Source organism: Bradyrhizobium canariense (genome assembly GCF_900105125.1).
Taxonomy (GTDB): Bacteria; Pseudomonadota; Alphaproteobacteria; order Rhizobiales; family Xanthobacteraceae; genus Bradyrhizobium; species Bradyrhizobium canariense_A.
In genome coordinates this window covers 382,610-403,322 of record NZ_LT629750.1, presented here as the reverse complement: position 1 = coordinate 403,322, position 20,713 = coordinate 382,610, and the positions used below count along the sequence as shown (strand labels likewise).

The 20,713-nt window shown below is 62.0% G+C and carries 26 protein-coding genes and 1 pseudogene; 8 read left to right on the top strand and 19 right to left on the bottom strand.

From position 1 onward, the window contains the following. Positions 1–3 precede the first annotated feature (3 nt). Both BLV09_RS01900 and BLV09_RS01895 read right to left on the bottom strand, forming a co-directional pair. Complete coding sequence (locus tag BLV09_RS01900; RefSeq protein ID WP_146686125.1) at positions 4–1,137, bottom strand: glycosyltransferase; 1,134 nt, start codon at positions 1,135–1,137, stop codon at positions 4–6. Positions 1,138–1,422: 285 nt separating this feature from the next. Then, on the bottom strand, positions 1,423–1,782 hold the full coding sequence (locus tag BLV09_RS01895; protein WP_146686124.1) for a hypothetical protein: 360 nt from the start codon (positions 1,780–1,782) through the stop codon (positions 1,423–1,425). A 150-nt stretch (positions 1,783–1,932) separates the two neighbouring features. On the opposite strand from BLV09_RS01895, the gene BLV09_RS01890 reads away from it, so the two are divergent. Together BLV09_RS01890 and BLV09_RS01885 are read left to right on the top strand one after the other, a co-directional pair. Further along, positions 1,933–2,202: a hypothetical protein gene (locus BLV09_RS01890; RefSeq protein WP_146686123.1), complete on the top strand. Its 270-nt coding sequence runs from the start codon at positions 1,933–1,935 to the stop codon at positions 2,200–2,202. A gap of 120 nt (positions 2,203–2,322) precedes the next feature. Continuing rightward, positions 2,323–2,502, top strand: coding sequence for a hypothetical protein (locus BLV09_RS01885; protein ID WP_100382660.1), 180 nt, complete (start codon positions 2,323–2,325; stop codon positions 2,500–2,502). Positions 2,503–2,920: 418 nt separating this feature from the next. On the opposite strand, the gene BLV09_RS01880 is transcribed toward BLV09_RS01885, so the two are convergent. Continuing rightward, positions 2,921–3,367, bottom strand: coding sequence for a DUF2214 family protein (locus tag BLV09_RS01880; protein WP_100382662.1), 447 nt, complete (start codon positions 3,365–3,367; stop codon positions 2,921–2,923). Between the two features lie 102 nt (positions 3,368–3,469). Next, positions 3,470–3,649 (bottom strand): DUF2934 domain-containing protein, encoded by a 180-nt coding sequence (locus tag BLV09_RS01875; RefSeq protein ID WP_349536712.1) that lies wholly within the window; start codon positions 3,647–3,649, stop codon positions 3,470–3,472. Between the two features lie 230 nt (positions 3,650–3,879). Between BLV09_RS01875 and BLV09_RS01870 the strand changes: the two genes are divergently transcribed. Together BLV09_RS01870 and BLV09_RS01865 are read left to right on the top strand one after the other, a co-directional pair. Beyond that, positions 3,880–4,701, top strand: coding sequence for a DUF72 domain-containing protein (locus tag BLV09_RS01870; RefSeq protein WP_146686121.1), 822 nt, complete (start codon positions 3,880–3,882; stop codon positions 4,699–4,701). Positions 4,702–4,713: 12 nt separating this feature from the next. Continuing rightward, a complete protein-coding gene (locus BLV09_RS01865) occupies positions 4,714–5,175 on the top strand; it encodes a DUF488 domain-containing protein (protein ID WP_146686120.1) in 462 nt (153 codons plus the stop codon). Positions 5,176–5,186: 11 nt separating this feature from the next. Here the strand turns inward: BLV09_RS01865 and BLV09_RS01860 are convergent, their stop codons facing one another. The 13 genes and pseudogenes from BLV09_RS01860 to BLV09_RS01800 form a co-directional block, all read right to left on the bottom strand. Continuing rightward, the gene (locus BLV09_RS01860; protein WP_146686119.1) at positions 5,187–6,101 is read right to left on the bottom strand and encodes a PhzF family phenazine biosynthesis protein; all 915 of its coding nucleotides are present in this window, start codon (positions 6,099–6,101) and stop codon (positions 5,187–5,189) included. Positions 6,102–6,117: 16 nt separating this feature from the next. After that, positions 6,118–7,425, bottom strand: coding sequence for an adenylate/guanylate cyclase domain-containing protein (locus BLV09_RS01855; protein ID WP_244549245.1), 1,308 nt, complete (start codon positions 7,423–7,425; stop codon positions 6,118–6,120). 43 nt (positions 7,426–7,468) lie between these two features. Continuing rightward, positions 7,469–7,697: pseudogene (locus BLV09_RS01850) on the bottom strand (ABC transporter permease); the annotation flags it as partial. A gap of 10 nt (positions 7,698–7,707) precedes the next feature. Beyond that, entirely contained in the window at positions 7,708–8,118 is a 411-nt protein-coding gene (locus BLV09_RS01845) for a DUF2000 family protein (RefSeq protein ID WP_146686118.1), read from the bottom strand. A gap of 129 nt (positions 8,119–8,247) precedes the next feature. Then, entirely contained in the window at positions 8,248–8,604 is a 357-nt protein-coding gene (locus tag BLV09_RS01840) for a DUF4189 domain-containing protein (protein ID WP_100382668.1), read from the bottom strand. Positions 8,605–8,743: 139 nt separating this feature from the next. Continuing rightward, complete coding sequence (locus BLV09_RS01835; protein ID WP_146686117.1) at positions 8,744–10,372, bottom strand: NTP transferase domain-containing protein; 1,629 nt, start codon at positions 10,370–10,372, stop codon at positions 8,744–8,746. Then, a complete protein-coding gene (locus BLV09_RS01830; protein ID WP_146686116.1) occupies positions 10,369–11,070 on the bottom strand; it encodes an XdhC family protein in 702 nt (233 codons plus the stop codon). Before BLV09_RS01830 ends, BLV09_RS01835 begins: the two co-directional genes overlap by 4 nt. Continuing rightward, complete coding sequence (locus BLV09_RS01825) at positions 11,067–11,405, bottom strand: XdhC family protein (RefSeq protein ID WP_100382671.1); 339 nt, start codon at positions 11,403–11,405, stop codon at positions 11,067–11,069. Before BLV09_RS01825 ends, BLV09_RS01830 begins: the two co-directional genes overlap by 4 nt. Positions 11,406–11,417: 12 nt before the next feature. Further along, entirely contained in the window at positions 11,418–12,620 is a 1,203-nt protein-coding gene (locus tag BLV09_RS01820; protein WP_100386966.1) for a vWA domain-containing protein, read from the bottom strand. A gap of 224 nt (positions 12,621–12,844) precedes the next feature. After that, positions 12,845–13,753, bottom strand: a complete 909-nt coding sequence (locus BLV09_RS01815) for an AAA family ATPase (protein ID WP_100382672.1) — start codon at positions 13,751–13,753, stop codon at positions 12,845–12,847. A gap of 37 nt (positions 13,754–13,790) precedes the next feature. Then, the gene (locus BLV09_RS01810; RefSeq protein WP_146686115.1) at positions 13,791–14,597 is read right to left on the bottom strand and encodes an FAD binding domain-containing protein; all 807 of its coding nucleotides are present in this window, start codon (positions 14,595–14,597) and stop codon (positions 13,791–13,793) included. Positions 14,598–14,631: 34 nt separating this feature from the next. Then, the gene (locus BLV09_RS01805; protein ID WP_146686114.1) at positions 14,632–15,117 is read right to left on the bottom strand and encodes a (2Fe-2S)-binding protein; all 486 of its coding nucleotides are present in this window, start codon (positions 15,115–15,117) and stop codon (positions 14,632–14,634) included. 156 nt (positions 15,118–15,273) lie between these two features. Then, positions 15,274–15,720, bottom strand: coding sequence for an SRPBCC family protein (locus tag BLV09_RS01800; protein ID WP_100382675.1), 447 nt, complete (start codon positions 15,718–15,720; stop codon positions 15,274–15,276). 174 nt (positions 15,721–15,894) lie between these two features. On the opposite strand from BLV09_RS01800, the gene BLV09_RS01795 reads away from it, so the two are divergent. The 3 genes from BLV09_RS01795 (at position 15,895) to BLV09_RS01785 (ending at position 18,588) form a co-directional block, all read left to right on the top strand. Next, positions 15,895–17,250, top strand: a complete 1,356-nt coding sequence (locus BLV09_RS01795; RefSeq protein WP_146686113.1) for a 3-carboxy-cis,cis-muconate cycloisomerase — start codon at positions 15,895–15,897, stop codon at positions 17,248–17,250. An 18-nt stretch (positions 17,251–17,268) separates the two neighbouring features. Continuing rightward, positions 17,269–18,051, top strand: a complete 783-nt coding sequence (gene pcaD, locus BLV09_RS01790) for a 3-oxoadipate enol-lactonase (protein WP_146686112.1) — start codon at positions 17,269–17,271, stop codon at positions 18,049–18,051. A gap of 144 nt (positions 18,052–18,195) precedes the next feature. Next, positions 18,196–18,588: a carboxymuconolactone decarboxylase family protein gene (locus BLV09_RS01785; protein ID WP_100382678.1), complete on the top strand. Its 393-nt coding sequence runs from the start codon at positions 18,196–18,198 to the stop codon at positions 18,586–18,588. Here BLV09_RS01785 and BLV09_RS01780 read toward each other — a convergent pair. Both BLV09_RS01780 and BLV09_RS36910 read right to left on the bottom strand, forming a co-directional pair. Next, on the bottom strand, positions 18,550–19,077 hold the full coding sequence (locus BLV09_RS01780) for a hypothetical protein (RefSeq protein ID WP_146686111.1): 528 nt from the start codon (positions 19,075–19,077) through the stop codon (positions 18,550–18,552). The genes BLV09_RS01785 and BLV09_RS01780 overlap by 39 nt on opposite strands. Positions 19,078–19,316: 239 nt before the next feature. Beyond that, positions 19,317–19,466: a hypothetical protein gene (locus BLV09_RS36910; protein WP_167558547.1), complete on the bottom strand. Its 150-nt coding sequence runs from the start codon at positions 19,464–19,466 to the stop codon at positions 19,317–19,319. Between the two features lie 325 nt (positions 19,467–19,791). Here BLV09_RS36910 and BLV09_RS01775 point away from each other — a divergent pair, with 325 nt between their 5' ends. Beyond that, on the top strand, positions 19,792–20,706 hold the full coding sequence (locus BLV09_RS01775; protein WP_100382680.1) for an ABC transporter permease subunit: 915 nt from the start codon (positions 19,792–19,794) through the stop codon (positions 20,704–20,706). The last annotated feature ends 7 nt before the right edge of the window (positions 20,707–20,713 follow it).

Sequence of the window (20,713 nt, the reverse complement as noted above, 5' to 3'; positions counted from 1 at the left end):
GCTTCATTTCTTGCGCCAGACGAACAGTCCGGACATCGCATAATTCCATACCACGCCCATCAGCGCGCCGGCCGCACCCGCCAGCCACCAGATCGGCTCCTGGGCATAGACCGAGAACGCCACCCCGACATTTGCGGCAAGCCCGACGCTGCACACGAGGTAAAACAACAACAGCCCGCGCAGGATCGCAAAACCCTTCAACCGCTGATCGCGGTAGGTGAGAAAATTGTTCAGGATGAAGTTGCTGGTCATCGCCGAGAATGCGCCGCAGCCCTGCGCCACCGCGAACGGCAGATCAAATCCGCGAAGCGCGATGAATAGTGCTGCGAAATGCACGAACACGCCGAGCGATCCGACCATCGCAAACAACAGGAAACGCAGCGACACCGCATCATGGGTCAGCTTCGCCAGCACCAACCCCAGGAAATCCAGCGCCACCATCGAGTCGAGCTTGCTCTCGCCGTGCAGCCGCGAGCCGAAGTTGTAGGGAATTTCCTTGACGCGCAGTTCGCCGCGGGCGGTCGCGACGACATCGAGCAGGATCTTGAAGCCCTGCGTCGAGAGCTGCGGCGCGAGCTGCTCGAAACGATCACGGCGGATCATGAAGAAGCCGCTCATGGGATCGGCGATCTTGACCCGCAATACGCGTTTGGCGACCTCAGTCGCGAGCGCGCTGGCGCCGGCGCGCTGTTTGTTAAAACTGTCAGCACTGCCGCCTTCGATGTAGCGGCTGCCGACCACGAGGTCGAATTCGCCACCTTGCAGCAGCGCCAGCATCTTCGGCAGTTGGGTTTCGTCATGCTGGAGATCGGCGTCGATCACGGCCGCGCACGGCGCGCTCGAAGCCAGAATGCCCTCGATACAGGCGCCGGACAGGCCCCGCCGTCCGATCCGGCGAATACAGCGAACGCGATTATCCTGGCGCGCCAGCGCCCGCACCACATCCCAGGTGCCGTCAGGCGAATTGTCGTCGACAAAGACGACTTCCCAGGGAATGCCGGCGAGTGCCGTCTCCAGGCGCCGGTACAGCGTGGTGACGTTGTCGCGCTCATTGAAGGTGGGGACGACGACCGAAAGCTGAGGCGCAACAGCGGCCTGCGGCAGGCTTTCGGGGCCCGGTCTGATGGCTTCGTTCATGGCGCCAGCGTATATCCGCCGCCCCTGACGATGCCAAGGACGATGCGGCCGCGCAGTTCCGATATCGGGGGGTAAAACGGACCTGAAACAGGCCAAAACAGGCCCAGAAATGCCAACGACCACGAACAACAGGCGCGCGTACATCCGGCGCTACCGAGCTATTCCGTGGTCGTTCCAGCGCCGGAGCTATCAAGCATCAACGTCGCCGTTAGAAGCTACATAGGGACCATCCGGGTGTTCCGCAAGGGGGGCCCGGCCATTCGACCGGTCAGCCGTCGGGGATCACTACTTCGACGCGGCGGCCTTATGATTGATAAAGGCCGTGACGACGTCCTTTTGGGCCAGCGCGATGGCGTTGTTGGCCGTCGTCATATGGGTTCCCGCATCGGTATTGGGAAATTGCACCGTCAGGTAGTCAACCAGCGCGGCCCTAAAATACTGCCGCTCGGAGGGACATACGCTGGCGATATGGAGCGTGAAATCCTGTCCTGACATGGATTTGTTGCTCTCTTGCGAATACTGCTGGGCGAGGCAGGTCCAATAGATGTCCCGCCCCTGCAGCGCCTGCCGGTGAGCATCATCGATCTCATCGGCCATCGCGCCCGAAGTCGTCAGTGCCAGTGCGGCCACAATAGCCATCCGCATCTTTTTCTCCCTTTTTTCTTATTCTAGCTTGAACGCCGCACAATTTACAGCCGCGCCCGCGCAGGTTTCATCGTCACATAAAAGGCCACTGTTCAACAGAATTTAACTCGCCTGTGTCCCAATATCAGCAACCATGGCTGAGCCCGGCGCATGTCCCCCACTTTCAACGGAATTATATTCGGGATTCTTGGCCTCGCCGCGCTTTGGGGGATTACCAAGAATATCAGAACCGGCACTGCGACGAGCCGCGGCTGGACATGCACCCTTGACGATAACCCGATCGGATTTTGCCTGATCGTCTGCGTCAAGGCCGCCGTGATCGGCCTCGCGATCGCCGAGATAATGTATGCCTTGGGACTAAGCGGTGACCCCATCAAAGATATTCAGCACGCTTTCCCCTTTCTTCCGACCCGTCCGTGACACGATTAAGCCATTCTGATTCAACGATCGCGGCAAACCATTGACGTTACCAACATTTCATACGGCCTAGCCGTTGGTTCCATCGGCCGGGCTCCTTACGTCTAGGGGAAGGAGGACGTCATGAAGCAATCCGATCACTTCCGCGAAAACGCAGAGAATTGCGCGCAGCTCGCGGAGAGAGCAGCCGACCATCCGACCTATCTCCGGTACAAACGCATGGAAGATGCCTGGCGCTCGCTGGCTGACGAGCAAGACTGGCTCGATGGTGAAACGCCGCCGGTAGCCATCGCGGTGACCTGACCCGCAGACACAGCCTTGGCTTTGTCGCTATCGAGGCGCGCGATAATCAAGATGCACTGAGTTGTCGGCCTGCTCCGACGCAGGCGGATTTCCCGCTTGATTCGCAAACAGCGACATCAGCGATAACCGCACGAGCAAAGCCAGGTTGTCTTTTCTGACTTGCAAAAACTGGTTATGGGGTCGCGCTTCCCACGCTCCACAAAATATTGGGCGCGGACTTCCAAAGCAGACACAGAACGGAAAGCCCGGAAAAGGGAAGCCCGAAATTGTGCAGGTCCACGATCATGCGGAACGCCGTTTAGCTCGAGGGTGCTCGCGTCTGGCGTTGCAACGATACCCGCGTCCGCATTTAGTTGCGGTCAACAGCCGGTGTCAGCTCATCACGTTTGAAGGAGCTAATGTCACCGGTCTGTAACAATCAGAAGTCGCCATGCGCCATCCAGGTCGCAAAGAACGGCGCCAGAAGCAGCAACGTCATTTCGATACGGACAATCATTTGAATCTTTTTGAATTGGCCTTGGGCGAGCTGTTGTCCCCGCCCCGCAAGCGTTTCGGATCTCCAGCGCAGGAACAGCACGGTCGGATAAATCGATAGCAGCGCTGCGATGATGAAAATGCCGAACAGAATATGAAACGCGATATGGTGATTGTAATAGGCGACGCCTTTTTCCAGGAACATGCGCATGATCCCGGTGATCAGCACGGCCACTGCCGAGCCGCCATAAACAATATCAAGCCGCTGGATCGTTTTGGCCTCGGTCGCCGTCAGCTCCGGCTTCAGCAGCAGATGTTCGCCGAGAAGACTCGCAATCAACAGCATGATCGCGACGTAATGTATCCACGCAACAATGATGGGCCACGCCATTGAGCCGTCCTCTTCCCAAGATTTCGGCCTTGTAGCGCAAACGTGCGACGGCGCAAAGAAGCGGTCTTGATCGAGATCGCCAAAACCGGTCCGCGTGCAACATTATCCCGGCAACACGCTGGGTGTTTCGAGATTCCCTGGGCTTACCCCGCGCTGACGTTCTTCCCCTAGCTCGCGTTCGGCTTGACGCCAGAATTCGCCATCCCTTCCGTCCGGCCGGTGATTGCGTTCCCAGATTGCGTGGGCGCGCTGGCGGATCTCATCTTCGGTCGGATTTTCCATCATGCGCCTCCGGTTTCGAATTTAGCGAAGGCACGGCCCCACCCTGGGGCTTAGGGGTTTTCTGGGGGCGGGTCCGTGCAGGCCACGCTTGTAAACCTGGCCCGACGACCAATTCGAAAATCCAGAAGTTGTTCCTGCAGAAAGCCTTGCGCGGCCAACTGGCCAATCGCGGTTGATTTGATTAGGCTTGCGCCGGTGCCCCTTTCCCTTTTCGCAAAGAGATCCAGCAAGTGACCAAAGCTCCGACCGCCTCAAAGAAATCAGGCAATATCTACATCGGCATCGGTGGCTGGACCTTTGAGCCGTGGCGCGGCGTTTTCTATCCGGAGAAGCTGACGCAGGCAAAAGAGCTGGCCTATGCCGCCTCAAAACTGACCTCGATAGAGATCAACGGCACCTATTACGGCTCGCAGAAGCCCGAGAGTTTTCGCAAATGGGCGCGTGAGGTGCCAGATGGTTTCGTGTTCTCGCTGAAGGGGCCGCGCTTCGCCACCAACCGGCGGGTGCTGGCCGAAGCCGGCGATTCCGTGAAACGGTTCTACGATTCCGGCGTGCTGGAACTCGGCGATCGGCTCGGTCCGGTGCTGTGGCAGTTCGCACCGACCAAGAAATTCGACGAAGCCGATTTCGGCAAATTCCTCGAGCTTCTGCCGCGCAAGCTCGAGGGGCGCGCGCTGCGCCATGTGGTCGAAGTGCGGCACGACAGTTTCTGCGTACCGGAGTTCATAGCTCTGTTGCGCCAGTTCGAGACGCCGGTGGTGTTCGCCGAGCACGGCAAATATCCGGCCATCGCCGATATCGCCAGCGATTTCGTCTACGCGCGCCTGCAAAAGGGCAATGACGAAATCAAGACCTGCTATCCGCCGAAGCAACTCGATGCCTGGGCGAAGCGTTTCGAGCTTTGGGCTGATGGCGGCGAGCCCGACGATCTGCCGCGCGTGGACACGGCAAAACCGAAGAAGATTCCACGCGACGTGTTCGCCTATGTGATCCACGAGGGCAAGGTGCGCGCGCCAGCCGGCGCAATGGAATTGATCGAGCGCGTGAAATAATCCGAGTATCTCATGGCCAAGACTAAAAAGCTCTTCACCATCGGCTACGAGCAAACGCCCGCGAAATCCGTGCTCGACGAACTGGAACAGGCCGGCGTCAAGCTTTTGGTCGACGTGCGCGCCGTCGCGTCGTCCCGCCGCCCCGGCTTTTCGAAAAGCCAGCTCGCAGCAGGGCTCGACGAGCGCGGCATCTCCTATCTGCATCTGCGCGGGCTCGGCACGCCGAAGGAAGGCCGCGACGCTGCACGCAGCGGCAAGTTCGATGCCCTGCACCGCATCTATGCGGCGCATCTGAGGACGCCGCAGGCCAAAGAAGAGCTCGATGAATTGTCCTCGCTGGTCAAGAAATCCGGACCGGTCTGCATTCTCTGTTACGAGCGCGATCACGCCCATTGCCATCGGCAGTGGATCGCCGAGATCATCGAAGACCGCGATGGCGTGAAGATTGAAAACCTGGTCGCGCCGCAGGTGTAAACGCTCCTACGTCACCCCTCGCCCGCCAGCCGAAACGTGCCTTCCATCATCCGCACGCAACCACCGCCGACATGCGTGGAGACGACGGCGCCTTTTTCCTTGCGAACGCGGGTGAGCAACAGGCTCGGCCGCCCCATGTCGACGCCCTGCCCGATCCGCAACGACAGCTCCGCATCTTGCTCATTGGACAAATCGGCGAGCAGAGCAGCGGCCGCCGCTGTGGCGCTGCCGGTGGCAGGATCCTCGCTCAGGCCGCTGGAACCGGGATGAAACATTCGCGCCTGCAAATCGCACGGCTTCTCTCCCTCGGGCACATCTCTGGTGTAGAGATAGACGGCGTCGCTTTCATCGCACGGAAAGGTGCGAGCAAACGCCGCCGCATCCGGCCTCGCCCGCCGCAGCGCCTCGCGCGTGGCCAGCTCCATGACCAGAAACGGCAGCCCGACCGAGACGATCTGCGGTGGGTGCCGGTCGGTTTTGACATCCGATGGTGACAGCGAGGCGCAGGCCGCCGCCTGCTCGGCGCTGACTTGTGTCAATCGCTTCAGCGGTTGCGGCGCGGTGAGTTCGGCGCCGACAATTTTGCCGTCGCGTTTAAGGATCGCGACCGGCACAAGACCGGCCTTTTCCTCGAACAACAGCCGCGCCGACGGCTTGGCCGCCTGCGTTGCCAGCACAAAGGCGGTGCCGACATTGGGGTGGCCCGCAAAAGGAATCTCGGAGCGCACCGTAAAGATGCGGACCTCCGCGTCATGGGCGCTATCGCGCGGCGGCAACACGAAGGTCGTCTCGGAATAGTTGAATTCGATCGCGATGGCCTGCATCTGCGCGGTCGAAAGTCCGCCGGCATCCAGGACCACCGCCAGCGGATTGCCGCCGAAGGCACGATCGGTGAAAACGTCCACGGTGATATAACGCCGCTGCATCCAACCCTCCTCGCCTCTACCCCAACTGCCACACCGGCATTGGCCGGTCATAGCCCTTGATCGTGACCGGTCCAAGCGACACGGCATCGCGGCTGGCTTCGCCGACCGCCTCGTAAACGGCGGACGAAATCAAAAGCTGGGAATTGAAATCCTTGTTGAGCGTCTCCAGCCGCGACGCGAAATTCACGGTATCGCCGATTACGGTATACTCCTTGCGCCGGGGCGAACCGATATTGCCGGCGACCACCTCGCCGTAGTGGATGCCAATGCCGATCCGCAGCGGCCAGCTGCTGGCCTCGTTGACTTCATCCATGGCCGCGAGCATCTCGCGCCCCGCAGCGACCGCTTCCCGCGCGGCGTTGGATGACTCGATCGGCGCGCCGAACAGCGCCAGAAAACCATCGCCCAGAAACTTGTTCACGATGCCGCCGTGCCGGTCGAGAATTTCAACCAGGATCGCGAAGGCGCCGTCGAGGCGCTCGACCACCTCCTGCGGCGTCCGGATCCGCGCGCCCGCGGTGAAACTGCGGAAATCCACGAACATCACGGCGACGTGGCGGATGTGGCTCGAGCTGTCAGCGCCTTCCACCAGCAGCCGTTCGACGACCGCGGGCGAAACATGCTGCCCGAACAAATTGGTGACGCGATCGCGCGCGGTCGCGGCCGCAATGCTGGTTTCGAACTGGTGCCGCAGCTGAACACCGACCGAACCCGCCAGTATGCCGCCGATCAGAAACATCACGCTGCGGATCAGCTCATATCCAAGTTCGGATGCCGATATGCCGGTAACGCCGGCCGGGTGATACAGCATCGCCATCACGAACAGCTCGGCCGCGGCAACAAAGCCCGTGAAGGTGGAAAGCCAGAAATCGAGCCGCAGCGTCGAGAGAATAATGAAGAGGAAATACGCCAGCGGCGCGGCGAAGCCCAGCGCCTGCTCCGGTCCCATCCAGTTCATGTGCAAATACAGCACGAACGTCGGAATGCTGGTTTCGATCAGCGCGGAGAGATAACGCCGTACCCACGGCACATCGCCCTGCATCTTCAGCCGTCGGGCAAGCAGATACAGGACCATGAATTCGAACAGCACAAACGGAACGTACACCGCATACAGCGGGGTCAGATCGAACTGGCCATGGGAGATACGGGCGAGCACCGACGGCGCGACGACATGAAGCATGGTCGTCACCGCGACCAGCAGCGAGACCGTGATGATGACAGCCTTGACGCGCGACTGCTCGGTCAGAATGATCTCGCGGGTCAGGGCATCCCTGTACTGGGCGAGCACGGGGGTGCGATCTTTCTGCCGCAGGAAGCGCCGCAATATCCCGATCCCGCGGTCTTGTCGGTCAGGCACGGTCTGTCTCTCAATCGAGCGTGCGACGGAAGCGCGTCACCGCGACGGTCATGGCAAGCAGCATCAGAGCAACAAGCGCAAACGTATCATATTGCAGATTTTGCAGCGTTGCGCCCTTCAGCATAATAAATAGCGCGAACGATCCGCACATAATGTGTCAACGGCAGGCCTTCGCCAATATATTGCGCCCATACCGGCATGCCGGCAAACGGAAACATAAATCCGGCCAGCAAAATACTGGAGCTACCGCTAGCTGTGAAACTTCAGCCCATCGACGATCTTGTCGATCACCTTGCGTTCGGCACGCATGGCAAGGCCGACGAGGTTGAGTTCGCCGCGGATCACTGCCCTCACCGCCTCCCGGTTGGCCGCATCATGCGTCGTCTTGAACATGTCTTCGGTATAGACGGCAGGCTTCACGTTTCGCGCCAGCGCCCGTTCGAGCGCGCGGGAAAGTGCCGGACGGTCGGCGCCATAGATCAGGATCGGCTGGCCGATCAGCGACAGATATTTGGTGCCCGAGCCATCTTCGTAAGGCTCGCCGATACATTCCGGGAATGCCGCCGCGACGCCGCTGGTGAGGAACGAGGCGACGTTGAGCTTCTGCCACGCTTCCAGGTCGGTCCTGATGATGACCGCGATCTTGGTATCGAATTGCATGGATGATCCAGCCAAGAAGATTCTTGTCGTAGCTTAGCCTCGCCACATCGGCGACGGAAGCGCCGACCTCTCCCTCAGGAAGAGGTGAGATCGTGCTCGTGGCACGCCCTGAGCATCTGGAGAATGAAATCAGCCCTTGGCATCGCAGGCCCAGGCGCGGATGACGCATTCCTTGCCGCCGAATTCGTAGCATTTTTTCGTGGCTACGTTGAGCGAACTCGAAATCCGCGATTCCACCGCGTAGCCGTGGGCACCGCAGGGGTTGGTCAGGTCGATCGACAATGCCGCGCAGGCGCGCTTCATCGTCACGGCGGTACACTCACCCTTGCATTGCTTGAGCGCGGCGGCCCGCGCGCCGGCCTCGCCGGCAAAATCATAGGCCTCGCCGTAAGCACCGCATTTGCCGATGGCAAACGCCCCTGCCGCCCATGCCTCGGTGACGAAACGCGTTCCGGCCAGCGCCAGAGTCAGCGCGAAAATGAACATCGCGCGGCGCTGTAAAGCAGTAAACGAAGTCAAAAGCCCCTCCCCCGAGGTCACGCGGCGGAATCTACCCGAGCGGATGTTTCCACTTGGTGAACGAGGGATTGAAAAATGGATGGCGCGCGAGCTGCTATCGCGCGACTTACGATAGCCGCTCCGTCTGGCGCTTGCCTTGCCGAGCCGCTACGAGCGCCTCGGGCGTATCGATATCGAGAAACGCGCCGTGCCCCTCGACCGGGACTTCCGCCACCGCCTCACCGTGTTTGGCGATCAGATGGCGCGCGCCGATATCGCCGTCGAGCGTCATCAATTCGTCGAAGAACCGGCGCGACCACAGCACCGGATTACCGCGCCTGTTGTCGCTGACCGGCACCGCGATCAAATTGCCGCTATCAGGCGCAAACGCTTCGATCAACCGATCGATCAGGCGCGCATCGATCAGCGGCATGTCGCCGAGACACACCACCGCGCCGTCGGCATTGTCGGGCACCGCCGCAATACCCGACTTGACGGAGCTGGCCAGTCCGGCGGCGAAATCCGGGTTGCGCACGAATTTCACCTTGAGCCCCGCCAATGCTTTCTCGACCTCGGCGGCCTGATGCCCGGTCACCACGATCACATCGGATGCTTTGGAGGCCAGCGCCTGCTCGGTCACGGTCCGGACCAGCGGTTTGCCGCCGAGGTCGGCCAGTAATTTGTTGGGGCCGCCCATCCGGGTGGAGCGCCCGGCCGCCAGGATCACCGCCGTGATATTGCGATTGCCTTCGGAGCCAGCGGGCTTGCGCGGTTGCGGCCGGGTGACGATCTCCATCAACAAGCCGCCGACGCCCATGCCGGTAAGGTCGGCGCGCGTCACCTTGATGCCCGCCAACAGCCGCATCAGCACCCAGTCAAATCCATTCTCCACCGGCGAGCGGGCGCAGCCGGGCGCGCCCAACACCGGCACGCCGCCGGCATTGCCGATCAGCAGCAGATTGCCGGGATCGACCGGCATGCCGAAATGCTCGATGGTGCCGCCGACGTCTTCAAGCGCAGCCGGGATCACATCGCGACGGTCGGCGATCGCAGACGCGCCGAACACGATCACCAGTTCCGCACCAAGGCCGAGCAATTCCCTGATCGCAGCCGCCAGCACCGTCTCGTCATGCGGCACGCGGCGCTCGGCAATGATCGAGGCGCCAGCGGGCGCCAACCGGTCGGCGGTGACCCGCAAGGTCTTCTCGATCACTTTCGGCGCCAACCCCGGCAGCAGCGTCGAGACAATGCCGACGCGCTTGATCTTGTAGGGCGCAACGCGCATCGGGCCGGTCTTTGCCGCAGCCACCGCCCTTTCACACAATTCGCCTTCGATACCGAACGGCACGATCTTGACGGTCGCAATCATCTCGCCGGGCACAACGGCCTTGAAGGCCGGCAGCGTTGCAAACGTGATCGCTTCATCGACGCGGTTGATGTTGTCGACCGCCCCGCGATCGACGACCAGCACGCCTGCTTGCGCCGCGAACAAATTGGACCGTCCGGTGAAGGCACGCTCCACGTCGACGCCCTCACCGGCGATCGCGCGCGCGATACTGCCGGCCGCGACGTCCTCGGAGACGTCGCCGGGCTCAAGCCTGACGACAACGATTTCCTTGACGCCGCCCCTGTTGAGCGCCTCGACCTCGGAGGGACCGATCGTGGTGCCCTTCTTCAGCACCAGCGAGCCCTGGCGCAGCGTGTGAACGGTCACGCCGCCAATCGCGTCTCCCGGACTGGCAGGACCGAATTTCATGCCGCTTCTTCTTTTTCTTTCGGGGGCAAACGTAACTGCGCGGTGATCTCGGCCATGATCGCGACCGCGATTTCGGACGGCGAGACCGCGCCGATGTTCAGGCCGATCGGCGCGTGGATGCGCGCGATGTCGGCATCGGACGCGCCCTGCGCCTTGAGGCGGTCGCCGCGTTTGGCGTGGGTCTTTCGCGAACCCAGCGCGCCGATATAAAAGCAGTTGCGTTCGAACGCGTGCAACAGCGCCGGATCGTCGATTTTCGGATCATGCGTCACCGCGACGAACGCCGTGTAGTGATCGACATTGAGCGGCGGCAGCGCGACGTCGGGCCATTCGGCGATCAGCGGCACGTCCGGAAACCGTTCGGGGCTCGCAAAGGCGGTGCGCGGATCGACCACCGTCACATCGTAATCCAGCGAGCGCGCCAGCGGCGCCAGGGCCTGGCTGATATGAACCGCGCCGATGATGACAAGGCGCGCGGTCGGCGCGTAGACATTGAGGAACACCTTCTTGCCGTCAACCTCGATCATGCCGCTCTTGCCCATGCGCAACTGCTTTGACAGTTCGGCGCGCAACGGATCGGCGGCGATATCCTTGGCCTTGACCAGCCGCTGCCCGCCGTTGGTGGTATCGGTGACCAGGATCACCGGCCGCCGCGCCGCGCGCTCGGCATTCAGCTCTGCCAGCGTTTGAAGCTTCACGACTGACCAACTTTCTCGACAAACACCCGGATGGTGCCGCCGCAGGACAGGCCGACATTCCACGCGGTCTCGTCGGCCACGCCGAATTCGAGCATCTTGGGCTGGCCGCTCGCGATCACGTCCAGCGCCTCGGTGACGACAGCGCCCTCGACGCAGCCGCCCGAGACCGAGCCCAGGAACGTTCCGTCATCGTTGATCACAAGGCTCGAGCCCGCCGGCCGCGGCGCCGAGCCCCAGGTCTCGACCACGGTGGCCAGCGCAACGCCATGGCCGGCCTTTTGCCAGTCTTCGGCCGCCTGCAGGATGTCTTCGTCGCGATTGAGCGTGGTGGGCATGGGCGCCTCTTTTCAAGCTGCGGGGCGGATCAGGCTGCGGTGATGCGGCGGCGGCACCGAGGACAGTGCTGCAATCAGCCCCTCGATAGAACTCAAATTATGCACCGGACGGAATTCGTCAACGTGCGGGAGCATCATTTTGATGCCCTGCGCCTTGGCTTCGAAGCCGCCATAGCGCAGCAGCGGATTGAGCCAGATCAGCCGGCGGCAGGACCGGTGCAGCCGGTCCATCTCGAAGGCGAGCTTGGCGTCCGCCTCACGCTCCAGCCCGTCGGAGATCAAAAGCACGATCGCGCCCTGCCCCAGCACCCGCCGGCCCCATAATTTGTTGAACGTATGCAGCGAGGTGGCAATCCGGGTACCGCCGGCCCAATCCTCCACCGCCGAGGTGCAGCTTGCCAGCGCCTCATCGGGATCGCGTGACCGCAGCGCCCGCGTCACATTGGTCAGCCTTGTGCCGAACAGGAACACCGACACGCGCTTGCGGGCATCGGTGATGGCATGCAGGAAATGCAGGAACAGGCGGGTATATTCGCTCATCGAGCCGGAGATATCGAGCAGAGCCACGATCGGCGCCGGCTTGTCGATCAGCCCCAGGCGATGGATGTCGATGATGTCGCCCCCGGTGCGCAGGGATCCGCGCAGCGTGCGCCGCATGTCCAGCCGCAAGCCCCGCGCATCCGGCCGGTAGCGGCGGGTGCGCAATTCGGCCTGCGGCAATTTCATCTGCGCGATGGCGCGCGTCACTTGCGCGATCTCGGCCGCGCTCATCTGGGCGAAGTCTTTTTTCTGCAGCACTTCTTTGTCGGACACCGAGAGGCGGAGTTCCTGCTCCTGGGCCTGCGGCGTTTCGCTGATGGACGGTTGCGACAACGCCTCCTGGACACGGCGCGAGGCCGGCGGCGGCTTTTTCCTGGCTTGATCCGGCAGCGGCACCGAATCCAGCATGTGCTTCCAGTCCTCGGCGGCGCGGAAGAACAGGTCGAAAGCTTGCTCGAAGATCAGCGCGTGCTCGTGCCGCTTGACGAAGATCGCTTCCAGCGTGGCATAGACGTCGGCGCGGTTGCCGATTTCGATCACCTGCAGCGCGTTCAGCGCATCGATCACGGCGCCCGGCCCGACCGGAAGCCCGGCCGCGCGCAACGCGCGGGCAAAGCCGACGACGTTGTCGGCGATCAGGCCGGTAACTGACGGAGTGGGAGCTGGCGTGGCCATTTTCACTTTCGTCATTCCGGGGCGCGCCACCGGCGCGAACCCGGAATTTCGTGCTGTAATCTCTAGATCAGGATCCGATTAGATTGAATCGGATCCTGATCTCATCTCTTTGTTTGAGCATGATCTTTTCGGAAAACCGGTTCACTTTTCCGGATCATGCTCTGGATTCCGGGTTCACGCTTCGCGTGCCCCGGAATGACGATTGTTGTTTCGCAACGCGCGAGCTAATTCTCGCTCGTCGCTTCCTTGAGCACCTTCTGCAAGGCGTCGCCCTGCATCCGCGCGATATCGTCCTGGTATTTCAACAGCGCGCCGAGCGTGTCGCCGACCACTTGCGGCGTCAGCGAGCGGGCGTCGAGTTCGGTGAGCGCGGTGGCCCAGTCGATGGTCTCGGCCACGCCGGGCGATTTGTAGAAATCCTGATCGCGCAGCGCCTGGACAAACCCGACCACCTGCTGCGACAGCTTTGCCGAAATGCCGGGGACACGGGATTTGACAATCGCAAGCTCGCGTTCAGCGCTGGGGTAATCGACCCAGTGATAGAGGCAGCGGCGCTTCAGCGCATCGTGAATTTCGCGGGTGCGGTTCGAGGTGACGATGACGATCGGCGGCTGTGGCGCCTTCACCGTGCCGAATTCAGGAATCGTCACCTGGAAATCGCTGAGGATTTCGAGCAGATAGGCTTCGAACGCTTCATCGGCGCGGTCGAGTTCGTCGATCAACAGCACCGGTGCGCCTGCCGTATCCGGCTCCAGCGCCTGCAACAATGGCCGCTTGATCAGATAGCGTTCGGCGAAAATATCTGATGACAATTGGTCGCGATCGGTGTCGCCGGCGGCTTCCGCAAGCCTGATCGCGATCATCTGCGCCGCGCTGTTCCACTCGTAGACCGCGGATGCGACGTCCAGGCCCTCGTAACATTGCAGCCTGATCAGCTTCCGCCCAAGTGCGGCCGACAGCACCTTGGCGATTTCGGTTTTGCCGACGCCGGCCTCGCCTTCCAGAAACAACGGCCGGCCCATGCGCAGCGACAGATAGGTCACGGTCGCGAGCGAACGCTCCGCGAGATAGCCGCGCGAGGTCAGAAGCTCAAGCATTGCATCGACGGATTTGGGTAACGCCGATGCACTCATGAGTGGGCCAATCTTGATGATCCAGGAATCGGTGACTTCACGCTTTGGCGTTCGCAGCTTCGATCGCGCGGCGCGTTAGCACCCCGATCAGATGCGCGCGATATTCGGCGCTGCCGTGCAGATCGCTGTTCAGGCCTTCCGCGGGCACCGTCAAACCGTCGAGCGCCTTGTGCGAGAAGCGTTTCTTCAGCGCCTCTTCAAACGCGGCGACGCGGAACACACCGTCGGAGCCGGCTCCGGTGACGGCGACGCGCACATCCGACGGCCGCTTGGCGACGAACACGCCGACCAGCGCATAGCGCGAGGCCTGGTTGCGGAATTTGACGTAAGCGGCCTTCTTCGGCACCGGGAACATCACCTTGGTGATGATCTCGTCGCTCTCGAGCGAAGTGGAGAACAAGCCCTGGAAAAATTCCTCCGGCTTCAGGCGGCGCTTGTTGGTGACGATGGTCGCGCCGAGCGCAAGGCATGCGGCCGGATAGTCGGCGGTCGGATCATTATTGGCGAGCGAGCCGCCGATCGTGCCCTTGTGGCGCACCGCGGGATCGCCGATCAGGCCTGCCAGTTCGGCGAGCGCAGGGATCGCCTCACCGACAACAGCCGACGTCGCGACTTCGGCATGCTTGGCGGTGGCGCCGATGACGAGCGCACGGCCCTTCATTTCGATGTCGTTCAGGCCCTCGATATGGGAGAGGTCGACCAGATGCGGCGGGCTGGCAAGGCGCTGCTTCATGACCGGCACCAGCGTGTGGCCGCCGGCGATCAGCTTGGCGTCTTCATTCTTGATCAGGAGATTGGCGGCCTGCCGTACAGTCGCCGGACGATGATATTTGAATTCGTACATGAGAGATTCCTGGTCGCGGTCGCGATGATATCGGTTAAGCGAGGTCGGATTTCGCCATCGCCTTGGCGCCCGCGGCGATCGATAGAACGATGTTCTGATAGCCAGTGCAGCGGCAGAGATTGCCTTCAAGCTCTTCGCGGATGGTATGGTCGCTGAGATCGTGACCCTTGCGGTGAACCAAGTCGACCGCGGTCATGATCATGCCGGGCGTACAGAAGCCGCATTGCAAACCGTGATGCTCGCGGAAGGCCTCCTGCATCGGGTGCAGCGGCGCGCCATCCGGCGCAAGGCCCTCGATGGTCTTGACCTCATGGCCGTCGGCCATCACCGCAAGCGTGGTGCAGGATTTGACGGCCTTGCCGTCGAGATGCACGACACAGGCGCCGCATTGCGACGTGTCGCAGCCGACATGGGTGCCCGTCAGCCGCAGATTTTCGCGCAGAAACTGGACCAGCAGGGTACGGGGGTCGACATTGGCGTTCACGGGATTGCCGTTCACGATCAGGGAAATTTTGGCCATCAGCACTCTCTTCATCTGCGCTGCCGCATATCGACAGAACAGGCGTTTAAAATCATTCCAGAAGCCATAATATGGGCCATCCCGGTAATGAGCAACCTCACCTGCGGCATGGCCAGATATGACTTACGGCGAGTTGGTCGGGACTAGCCTTTCGGACTAACCTTGCACCGCCTTGGCAAAGTTAGCGAAAAATTCGTCGGCCAGTTTCTTGGCCGAACCGTTGATCAGCCGCTGCCCGAGCTGGGCGAGCTTGCCGCCAATCTGCGCTTCGACATTATAAGTCAACAGCGTGCCGCCATCCTTGTCGGCCAAGGCCACCGTCGCGCCGCCCTTGGCGAATCCCGCCACGCCGCCCTCGCCCTCGCCTGTGATCTTGTAGCCGTTGGGCGGATCGAGATCGCTCAGCGTGACCCGCCCCTTGAAGCGCGCTGACACCGGCCCGACCTTCATTTTGGCGACCGCGCGGAAGCCATTGTCTTCGGTTTTTTCCAGTTCCTCGCATCCGGGGATGCAGGCCTTGAGCACTTCCGGGTCGTTCAATTTGGCCCACACGGCTTCACGCGGCGCCGCAAGCTGGACCTCGCCATTCATTGTCATGGCCATGTGATTCGTCTCCTGAAAAGCTCGGGCGCGGCCCCGCGCCGGTACCAGCCCTGAAGTAAAGCACGGCAAGCCGAAATGAAAGGGGACCGTTGGGCTGATAGCGATGCATATTCGCAGGCGTAACAGGCAAAAGCATTGGCAGATACAGGCTGGAATGGTTAGGTCGCGCGCATCATGAGTACAGCCCTCTCACCCCTGCTCGCGCCTGTCCTGTCGAGCGCCGCCATGCGCGCGGTCTGCGACGATATGGCCTATCTCCAGCACATGCTGGATTTCGAAGCAGCCCTTGCGCGCGCCGAAGCCACCATCGGCATCATCCCCACAAGCGCGGCAGGACCGATCACGAGTGCATGCCAGGCCGCGGCGTTCGATCTTGGCGCATTGGCCGAGGCCGCGACCACGTCCGGCAATCTCGCGATCCCCCTCGTCAAGGCGCTCACCGCGGCTGTTGCCAGGACCGACGCCGAGGCCGCGCGCTATATCCACTGGGGCGCAACCAGCCAGGACGTGATCGACACCGCCGGCATGCTGACGCTACGTGCTGCCATCGATGCGCTGCTTGCCGACATCGACCGCGCCATCACAGGATTCGCCCGGCTCGCGCGACAGCATCGCCATACGCCGGTCGTGGGCCGCACCTGGCTTCAGCACGCCTTGCCGATGCCGTTCGGGCTTAAGCTTGCCGAATATGCCGCCGCGCTCGATCGCTCGCGGACGCGACTGCGGCGGTCGCGGAGCGAGGGACCGGCATTGCAGTTCGGCGGCGCTGCGGGCACGCTCGCCGCCCTCGGCGACAAGGGATTGCTGGTCGCGGAGCAACTCGCGCAAGAGCTTCGGCTGCCGCTGCCCGACGCGCCCTGGCACACCCATCGCGACCGCATCGCGGAAGCAGCCTCGGTGTTTGCCATTGTCGCAGGCACCTGCGGCAAGATCGCGCGCGACGTGTCGCTGATGATGCAGACCGATGTTGCGGAAGCCTTCGAACCTTCAGGCGAAGGCCGCGGCGGCTCTTCGACCATGCCCCACAAACGCAATCCCGTCGCCGCCGCCACCGCGCTTGCCGCAGCCACCATGGCGCCCAATCTGGCGGCGACGATTTTCGCGGCCCAAGTGCAGGACCACGAACGCAGCGCCGGACCGTGGCACGCGGAATGGCCAACCATGCCGAGCTTGCTGCTCGTCACATCGGGTGCGCTCGCAGCCATCGTCGATATCGCCGAAGGCCTGGAAGTCGATACGGCGCGGATGCGCGCCAATCTCGACGCCACGCGCGGGCTGGTCATGGCGGAGTCCGTGACGATGGCGCTGGCGGAAAAGATCGGCAAAAGCGAGGCCCATCATCTGGTCGAGGCCGCCAGCAAAAAAGCCGTCGCCGAGAAAAAAGGCCTGCGCGACGTGCTGACCGGGGATCCGAAGGTCACCAAGTGGCTCGACGCCAAAAAACTTGCAGACCTGTTCGAACCGATGGCCTATCAGGGCGTCGCGCAGCCGCTGATCGACCGGCTGCTCGCTTCGCTCGACAGACAATAAGATACCGGAGAAATCCCGATGCCGATGATCGACGCCGATGGTTGCCTGCTCAACGTGTCCGTCGAGGGCCGCGACGGCGGACCGACCCTGATGCTGTCAAACTCGCTCGGCTGCACCCTGCAGATGTGGGAGCCGCAGATGAAGGCGCTCACGCAGCTTTTTCGCGTGATCCGCTATGATCGCCGCGGCCACGGCAAATCCGACGTGCCGCCCGGCCCCTATTCCATGGAGCGCTTCGGCCGCGACGTGCTCGCCATCCTCGATGATCTCAATATCGAGAAAGTGCATTGGTGCGGACTGTCGATGGGCGGCATGGTCGGACAATGGCTTGGCGCCAACGCGCCGGAGCGCCTCGACAAGATCATCCTGTCCAACACCGCTTGCTACTATGCCGATCCGACCAACTGGCTCAACCGCATCAAGGCGGTGAAGGAAGGCGGCCTCGCGTCGGTGGCCGATACCGTGATCGCGGGCTGGCTGACCGCGGATTTTCGCGAGCGCGAACCCCAGATCACGGCGAATATGAAGGCGATGCTGCTGGCCACGCCAGTGCAGGGCTATCTCGCCTGCTGTGAGGCGCTGAGCACGCTCGACCAGCGTGCGTTGCTGCCGAAGATCAAAAGCCCGACGCTGGTGATCGCTGGGCGCCACGACATGGCAACGCCGCTTGCGGCCGGTGAATTGATCCGCAGCCAGATCCCCCGCGCCAGCCTCACCATTTTCGACGCCGCGCATATTTCCAATGTCGAACAGCCGCACGCCTTTACCGACGCCGTGGTCGGTTTCCTGACGCAACGTTAATTCACACGAATGCCGTCATTGCGAGCGCCAGCGAAGCAATCCAGTACCCACGGAACGATCTGGATTGCTTCGTCGCGGAGTTTATCATCGGGCCCGCCGAAGCCGGGACCCGTTGGCTCCCCGCAATGACGAAGGAGAAAGCAAATGGACGATCAAAAACGCCGGGACGACGGCATGGTTCAGCGCCGCAAGGTGCTCGGCAATGCCTGGGTCGACAAATCAATCGCCAACCGGAATTCGTTCAACACCGATTTCCAGGACATGATCACGCGCTACGCGTGGGGCGAGATCTGGACCCGGCCGCATTTTGACGAGCGCACGCGGCGCGTACTCGTCATCGGCACCATGGTGGCGCTCGGTCAATGGGACGAATTTCGCCTGCACGTGCGCGCGGCGCTCGCGGATGGCGGCTTTACGCCCGACGATATCAAGGAAATCCTGCTGCAGCAGGCGATCTATTGCGGCGTGCCCGCGGCCAATCACGCCGTCAAGGAGGCGTCAGCGATTGTCCAGGAGTTGGGCTTGCTGAAGGGATAAATCGGCAATCGCGCCCTGGTTCTGCGGCGCGGTCTCGACGGGACGTTCGAACACCATCACGATGGCGGTGCCGAGCAGCATCAATAGTTCCGTCGCATGCAGCTGAAGCGCCGCGGTCTCACCGACCTGCGAAGCCATCATCATGCTGGCAAAACTGATCACACTGCCGATGGCAAGCGCGATCGCCAATGCTTCGTCGCCCCCGCTCGTCTTGCGGACCACGGCACGGGCGGTGAAGACCAGAAAGATCGCAAAGAACGCGACCACCGTGAGCTTGCCCAGAGCGAGCAACCATGCCGCGCGCACCGTCGTCACCGCGGCCAGTTGCAGATGATCGCTGATGAACAGCGCCACCGAAATGTTCGGCCGCTCAAACAGGCCATGGATCGGCGAAACCATGATCTTGAAGGCGACGGTGGTCCAGGTCGGGATGAAATAGGCCGCCAGTAGCGCGCCGCTGAATGAACTGATCCGCCAGTTCCTGAACATATCGCTTCCCGCTATTCCGCAGGGCCCCGAATGACGGTGGCCTCATGGAGCGAGGTAACGCGCTTAAATAGCGAGCGGCAATTTAAACCCTTTATTTACCTTAACGTGGGTCAGCCGGAGCGGCCTTCCTGGGGGCAGCGGGGTGCACCTCGTGACCGAGGACCCGATTTCACCTGCTACCAAAGAAAAATCCCGCCTTTCGGCGGGACTTTCCTGCTCCCGCTTCGTCCAGATGCGGACTAGCGATCCTTATCCTTATTGGGGTTCTGGCCCTGACGGCTGGGATCCTGCTGCTGCTGACCGGGCTTCTGGCCGCCGCCCTGCTGCTGCTGGCCGGGCTTCTGATTGGGGTTCTGACTCTGCTGGCCCGGCTGGTTCTGGTTGGACATCAAAGATCTCCGTTGTTGATCCTAAGCCACAACCAACTCCGATGGCGCGCGATTGGTTTCGCAAGGACGCCGGGTTCCACCTTGATCTTTGCGTGGCCGTCGCTTGTCACGACTGTGGCACCGGAACCCTGCCCAAAAGTACCTATGTACAACGCCTTGCAGCCACGCCCTGTGCTGTTGCCGCCCCCGGTTCCCACTGTTAGAAAACGAGACGACGCGTCGTTTGGGCTGCCGGGGCCATCGCCGCGGAATTTGTGAGGCGAGCATTTTCTCGACGGCAAACCGGGACCACTTTGCCGGAAAATGCTCCAACTAACGGCAGCGCATGGACTATTTCGCCCAGCAAGTCATCAACGGCATCGTGCTTGGCTCGATCTACGGCCTGATCGCCATTGGCTACACCATGGTCTATGGCATCGTTGGCATGATCAATTTCGCCCATGGCGACATCTTCATGATCGGCGGCTTTATCGCGCTGATTTCGTTCCTGATCCTGGTCTCGATCGGCCTCACCGCGATTCCGCTGATCCTGCTGATCGTGCTTCTGGTCTCGATGGCGATCACCGCGCTCTATGGCTGGACCGTGGAGCGCATCGCCTACCGGCCGCTGCGGCACTCGTTCCGGCTGGCGCCGATGCTGTCGGCGATCGGCATGTCATTCGTGCTGTCGAACTATTCGCAAGTGGCCCAGGGCGCGCGGGTCAAGCCGGTGCCGCCCATCATCACCGGCGGCTACACGCTGCTGGAGAAGAACGGTTTTGCGGTGCGGTTGTCCAACGCGCAGATCATCGTCGTCGTCACCACCATCGTGCTGCTGGCGATTTTCACCTGGCTGGTGTCGCGCACCCGGCTCGGCCGCGACATGCGCGCCTGCGAGCAGGACCAGACCATGGCGGCGCTGTTGGGCGTCGACGTCGACCGCACCATTTCCATGACCTTCGTGATTGGCGCGGCGCTGGCTGCAGTCGCCGGCATGATGTACCTCCTGTATTACGGACTGGTCGATTTCTTCATGGGCTTTGTCGCCGGCATCAAGGCCTTCACCGCGGCTGTGCTTGGTGGCATCGGCTCGCTGCCCGGCGCGATGCTGGGCGGGCTTGCGATCGGGCTGATCGAGACGCTGTGGTCGGCCTACTTCTCCGTCGAATACAAGGACGTCGCGGCGTTCTCGATTTTGATCATCGTGCTGATCTTCCTTCCGACCGGCCTTCTGGGCCGGCCCGAAGTCGAAAAAGTTTGACGGACGA

Excerpts from the sequence above, each read along its gene's own strand:
- BLV09_RS01900 (WP_146686125.1), bottom strand. The coding sequence starts at position 1,137 with ATGAACGAAGCCATCAGACCGGGCCCCGAAAGCCTGCCGCAGGCCGCT.
- BLV09_RS01895 (WP_146686124.1), bottom strand. The coding sequence starts at position 1,782 with ATGCGGATGGCTATTGTGGCCGCACTGGCACTGACGACTTCGGGCGCG.
- BLV09_RS01890 (WP_146686123.1), top strand. The coding sequence starts at position 1,933 with ATGTCCCCCACTTTCAACGGAATTATATTCGGGATTCTTGGCCTCGCC.
- BLV09_RS01885 (WP_100382660.1), top strand. The coding sequence starts at position 2,323 with ATGAAGCAATCCGATCACTTCCGCGAAAACGCAGAGAATTGCGCGCAG.
- BLV09_RS01880 (WP_100382662.1), bottom strand. The coding sequence starts at position 3,367 with ATGGCGTGGCCCATCATTGTTGCGTGGATACATTACGTCGCGATCATG.
- BLV09_RS01875 (WP_349536712.1), bottom strand. The coding sequence starts at position 3,649 with ATGGAAAATCCGACCGAAGATGAGATCCGCCAGCGCGCCCACGCAATC.
- BLV09_RS01865 (WP_146686120.1), top strand. The coding sequence starts at position 4,714 with ATGGCCAAGACTAAAAAGCTCTTCACCATCGGCTACGAGCAAACGCCC.
- BLV09_RS01860 (WP_146686119.1), bottom strand. The coding sequence starts at position 6,101 with ATGCAGCGGCGTTATATCACCGTGGACGTTTTCACCGATCGTGCCTTC.
- BLV09_RS01845 (WP_146686118.1), bottom strand. The coding sequence starts at position 8,118 with ATGCAATTCGATACCAAGATCGCGGTCATCATCAGGACCGACCTGGAA.
- BLV09_RS01840 (WP_100382668.1), bottom strand. The coding sequence starts at position 8,604 with ATGTTCATTTTCGCGCTGACTCTGGCGCTGGCCGGAACGCGTTTCGTC.
- BLV09_RS01835 (WP_146686117.1), bottom strand. The coding sequence starts at position 10,372 with ATGAAATTCGGTCCTGCCAGTCCGGGAGACGCGATTGGCGGCGTGACC.
- BLV09_RS01825 (WP_100382671.1), bottom strand. The coding sequence starts at position 11,405 with ATGCCCACCACGCTCAATCGCGACGAAGACATCCTGCAGGCGGCCGAA.
- BLV09_RS01820 (WP_100386966.1), bottom strand. The coding sequence starts at position 12,620 with ATGGCCACGCCAGCTCCCACTCCGTCAGTTACCGGCCTGATCGCCGAC.
- BLV09_RS01815 (WP_100382672.1), bottom strand. The coding sequence starts at position 13,753 with ATGAGTGCATCGGCGTTACCCAAATCCGTCGATGCAATGCTTGAGCTT.
- BLV09_RS01810 (WP_146686115.1), bottom strand. The coding sequence starts at position 14,597 with ATGTACGAATTCAAATATCATCGTCCGGCGACTGTACGGCAGGCCGCC.
- BLV09_RS01805 (WP_146686114.1), bottom strand. The coding sequence starts at position 15,117 with ATGGCCAAAATTTCCCTGATCGTGAACGGCAATCCCGTGAACGCCAAT.
- BLV09_RS01800 (WP_100382675.1), bottom strand. The coding sequence starts at position 15,720 with ATGGCCATGACAATGAATGGCGAGGTCCAGCTTGCGGCGCCGCGTGAA.
- BLV09_RS01795 (WP_146686113.1), top strand. The coding sequence starts at position 15,895 with ATGAGTACAGCCCTCTCACCCCTGCTCGCGCCTGTCCTGTCGAGCGCC.
- pcaD (WP_146686112.1), top strand. The coding sequence starts at position 17,269 with ATGCCGATGATCGACGCCGATGGTTGCCTGCTCAACGTGTCCGTCGAG.
- BLV09_RS01785 (WP_100382678.1), top strand. The coding sequence starts at position 18,196 with ATGGACGATCAAAAACGCCGGGACGACGGCATGGTTCAGCGCCGCAAG.
- BLV09_RS01780 (WP_146686111.1), bottom strand. The coding sequence starts at position 19,077 with ATGTTCAGGAACTGGCGGATCAGTTCATTCAGCGGCGCGCTACTGGCG.
- BLV09_RS36910 (WP_167558547.1), bottom strand. The coding sequence starts at position 19,466 with ATGTCCAACCAGAACCAGCCGGGCCAGCAGAGTCAGAACCCCAATCAG.
- BLV09_RS01775 (WP_100382680.1), top strand. The coding sequence starts at position 19,792 with ATGGACTATTTCGCCCAGCAAGTCATCAACGGCATCGTGCTTGGCTCG.